At 74.0% G+C, this 3849-nt stretch carries 4 protein-coding genes; 3 read left to right on the forward strand and 1 reads right to left on the reverse strand.

The annotated features are described in order from the left end of the window. Nucleotides 1-63: 63 nt before the first annotated feature. Complete coding sequence (locus ABZ873_RS33960; RefSeq protein WP_360880690.1) at nt 64-903, reverse strand: SAM-dependent methyltransferase; 840 nt, start codon at nt 901-903, stop codon at nt 64-66. Nucleotides 904-1914: 1011 nt separating this feature from the next. On the opposite strand from ABZ873_RS33960, the gene ABZ873_RS33965 reads away from it, so the two are divergent. The 3 genes from ABZ873_RS33965 to ABZ873_RS33975 all read left to right on the forward strand — a co-directional run bounded on the left by ABZ873_RS33965 (nt 1915) and on the right by ABZ873_RS33975 (nt 3784). After that, the gene (locus ABZ873_RS33965) at nt 1915-2040 is read left to right on the forward strand and encodes a hypothetical protein (RefSeq protein WP_360880681.1); all 126 of its coding nucleotides are present in this window, start codon (nt 1915-1917) and stop codon (nt 2038-2040) included. Between the two features lie 94 nt (nt 2041-2134). Beyond that, nucleotides 2135-2905 carry a hypothetical protein gene (locus ABZ873_RS33970; protein WP_360880684.1) on the forward strand — a complete coding sequence of 257 codons (771 nt, stop codon included), beginning with the start codon at nt 2135-2137 and terminating at the stop codon, nt 2903-2905. A 183-nt stretch (nt 2906-3088) separates the two neighbouring features. Further along, nucleotides 3089-3784 (forward strand): hypothetical protein, encoded by a 696-nt coding sequence (locus ABZ873_RS33975; protein ID WP_360880687.1) that lies wholly within the window; start codon nt 3089-3091, stop codon nt 3782-3784. Nucleotides 3785-3849: the final 65 nt, after the last annotated feature.

Consider the following 3849-nt stretch of genomic DNA (forward strand, 5'->3'; position numbering starts at 1 on the left):
GCGCGGCCGCGGGCCCGGGGCCCGCGGCGGTGTGCGGCGCGCCCGCCGTCTGTGCCGGAAGTCTCACGCCTTGCGTCCCACGCCGCCGTAGCCGGAAAAGGCGTAGGGGTCCTCCGGGGTCTCCGCGTCCTCGGCCGCCTCCGCGCCCTCGGAGCGGTCCGGGCGCCAGTCCGGCATGGAGACCAGGCCCGGCTCCACCATCTCGAACCCGTCGAAGAAGCCCTTGATCTGCTCCCCGGTGCGCATCACCAGGGGGTTGCGGATGTCCCGGTAGACGCCGACCGCGCCGCCGGCGACCTCCTCCGTGAGCGGGATCCCCTCGTAGGACGCGTGGGTGAGGATCAGCATGCTGCCGGGGGCCAGCGCCTCGCGCAGTTCGGCCACGGCCTCGTACGGATCGTCCTCGTCCTCCAGGAAGTGCAGGACCGCGACGAGCATGAGGGCGACGGGGCGGTCGAGGTCCAGGATCCGGCCGACCTCGGGAGCGGCGAGGATCTGCCGCGGCTTGCGCAGGTCCGCCGCGACGACGCCGGTGCGGTCGTCGCCCGCGAGGACCGCTTCGCTGTGCGCGACGGCGACCGGGTCGTGGTCCACGTAGACCACGCGCGCCTGCGGGCTGGCGGCCTGGGCGATCTCGTGGACGTTGCCGAAGGTGGGGATGCCGGAGCCGATGTCGAGGAACTGCGTGACGCCCTCGGCGACGGCGTGCCGGACGGTGCGCCGCATGAATGCCCGGTTCGCCTGCATGATCTTGGGCAGTCCCGGCATGAATTCCATGGCCCTGCGGGCCGCCTGCCGGTCGACCTCGAAATTGTGGGACCCGCCCAGGTAGTAATCGTAGATGCGGGACACGCTCGGCACCGATATGTCGATGCCTGGCGGGGCCCAGGCGGGGCGCTCCATCGGGATCTCCAAGCGTTGTTCCTACGGCGGTCCGGCCGCGGTCGGACTCCTGTCCGAGCCGAATGTACTGATCATTTCCCAACAGGGCGAGCAAAAGCGGAAATTGGCGATCCGTTCTTCGTCACACACCAAAGGCACCCGGCGGCCTCCGCGGGGCGATTGACCGTTACCGACAAATCCCTTTTGAGAATTGACCGGAGGGCGATCGGAGTCGATGCGGACCGGCCCGTTCCTGGCTCAAACCTCTCGGGTGCGCAGTCCACCCGTTCAGGCGAACCGGGGCCCGAGCCTCGCGTGCGCGGGCGCGCGCGGGCCCATGCTCCCCGGGTGAACAGAGCCTGTGCCCGGCGCCTGATGGCGGTCCCGGTCCTGCTGTGGGCGGCCTTGGCCACCACACCGGCCGTGGCTGATAGCAGCGCCTACGCGACGACCCGCCCCGGCGACGGTCCGGCCGCCCGCGCCGCGGTGGCGGTGGCCTCCGGCGGCGGCCGCGGAGACCGCCCGGGTGGTGGACATCACGGTGACGGGCGCCGCCCCGACCACGGCGGACGCCCCGACGGCCGGCCGGGAGGCGACCGCCCCGGCCGCCCTGGTCAGCCCAGTCACCCCAGCCACCCCACCGCCCCCACCCATCCCAGCCACCCCGGCGGCCACGACCGCCCCGGCCACCCCGGCCGCCCCGGTCATCCCGGCCACCCCCACTGCCCACCGCCGCCTCCTCCCCCGTGCCCGCCCAAGCCCCCGCAGCCCCCCAAGCCGACCCCGACCCCGACGCCCACGCCTCCTCCCCCGGAGCCCAGTCCGCCGCCGGTGCCGACCCCGCCGCCACCCGCGCCGCCGAAACCCGCGCCCCCGCCGGAGCCCGCGCCGCCCGCCAAGCCCGCGCCCAGGCCCGTACCCGAGCCCGTGAAGGCGGCCCCGCCCCCGCCGAAGCCCGTCCCCGCGCCGCCCCGCGCGGCCCTGGTGCCCCCAGCGCCGCCTGCGCCCGCCGTCACTCCCCCACCCCGGCAGGTGGCCCGCCCGGCCTACCGGACCGCCGCCCGCAAACCCGTCGAGCACCACATCTCGCCGGTCACCTTCACCCTGCTGACCGCGGCTCCCGCGGTGCTCGCGATCGTCGCGCTGCGCCCCCGGTGATCCGCCCCCGTCGACCGAACCACCGAACCACCGAACCACCGGACCGCCGAACCACCGGTCTGCCGAGTTACCGAACTACCGATCTGGAGTCATCTTGTCGGAATGGCTCGTCCTGTCCCTCGCGATGGCCGCCGCGTGTGCCGTGGTGCTGTCCATCGCCTTCTTCAATCACCGCAGGATCGGCGAGGACGACGATCCGAACGAGACCCCGGACGTCATCGAGTACATGACGATGATGATCGGGGTGATCTACGCGATCGTGCTGGGCCTCGCGATCGCCGGAGTCTGGGAGGGCCGGGGAGCCGCCCAGGAATACGTGCGCCAGGAGGCGCAGGCCCTGCACGAGATCAGCGTGCGTTCCGAGGTCTACCCGGCCGAGGTCCGCGCGCGCATCCGCTCCGACGTCGACGCCTACGTCACCCACGTGGTCGGCACCGAGTGGGCGGTGATGGCCGACGAGGGCGAACTCACCGCCCGCGGCGCCGAGCTGCTGGAGCGCGTCCGCCGTGACGTCACCGACTACGTGCCGCAGACCGACCACGAGGGGCAGGCGTACCAGCCGCTGGTGGACCAGGTCGCGGTGGTGGACGACATGCGCAGTGCGCGCGGTGACAGTGCCGGGGCCACCATGCCGGGCGTGGTCTGGTTCGGGCTGATCGCGGGCGCGCTGGTCACGGTGGGCCTGATCTTCACCCTCCAGATCCGGCGCTCCTTCCGGGAGATGCTGCTGGCCGGTCTGTTCAGCGCGCTGATCGCCTTCCTGCTGTTCCTCATCTGGGACTTCGACGCGCCGTTCGGGCGCGGGATCTCCGCGACCGCCGAACCCTTCTTCCAGCAGTTCCCGCGGCTGGATCTCGGCGGCTGATGCCGTCCGGCAAACCGGGGACGGGCCCTCCGTCCCCGGTTCGGCCTACGGGCATGCCCCATTCGCCCGTTCCTGATCGCGGCCCACCCGCCCCGCGCCTAGCGTGGCGGACATCGAGGCGCACGACCCCCACGTGCGGAAACGGTTCCGCGGGCTGCTCCTCGGGGATCGGGAGAATCAACCATGGGTGCGATACGTACCTCCGCCACCGCCCTGCTGAGCGCGGGCGCCACGGGCGCCGTCCTCGCGCTCGGCGCCCTCGCCGCGCCCGCCGCGGCCGCCCCCGAGGCCGGGTCCCAGCAGGAGCAGCGGCAGACGCAGAAGCAGAAGCAGACATCGTTCCGCTTCACCCTCACCCCCTCGACCGTCGCCCCCGGCGGCCAGGTGGTGCTCGGCGTCACCGGCTGCAACGCCGCCTACGCCACCGCCTCCTCCGGTGTCTTCGACACCGTGAGCATCGAGCGCGGCCGGACCGTACGGGTCACCGTCGACCGGGACGCACGGCGCGGCGCCCTCTACTCCGTGGCCTTCACCTGCAACGGGGAGACCGGCTCCGCCGATCTGACGATCGCCGGCGGCACGGCCCGGCCCACCACGAGTTCCACGAGGACCGCGCCCGTCCCGCCGCCGCCTCCGCCCCCGCCCCCGCCGCCTCCTTCCACGTTCACGTCCACCGCCACCGCCGGTGCCCCCGTCGTGATCCGGCCGCCCTCCGGCGCCGCCACCTCCGCCCGCGGTGTCCGCGGCGGTCTCGGCGGCAGCGTGGCCGGGATGGATCCGCTGGAACTCGGCGCCGGGGCCGGGCTGTTCCTCGCCGCCGCGGGGGGTACCGCGTACGCCCTGCGGCGCCGCCGCTCGGCCCACGGCCGCAGCCATTGAGACCGGCGGTCCGCCCCGCCGCCCCTCCCCCGCCACCGCCGGTCGCCCCGAGCCCTGGCAGGGGC

This window comes from Streptomyces sp. NPDC047014, assembly GCF_040644195.1.
Taxonomy (GTDB): domain Bacteria; phylum Actinomycetota; class Actinomycetes; order Streptomycetales; family Streptomycetaceae; genus Streptomyces.

Excerpts from the sequence above, each read along its gene's own strand:
- ABZ873_RS33960 (WP_360880690.1), bottom strand. The coding sequence starts at position 903 with ATGGAGCGCCCCGCCTGGGCCCCGCCAGGCATCGACATATCGGTGCCG.
- ABZ873_RS33975 (WP_360880687.1), top strand. The coding sequence starts at position 3,089 with ATGGGTGCGATACGTACCTCCGCCACCGCCCTGCTGAGCGCGGGCGCC.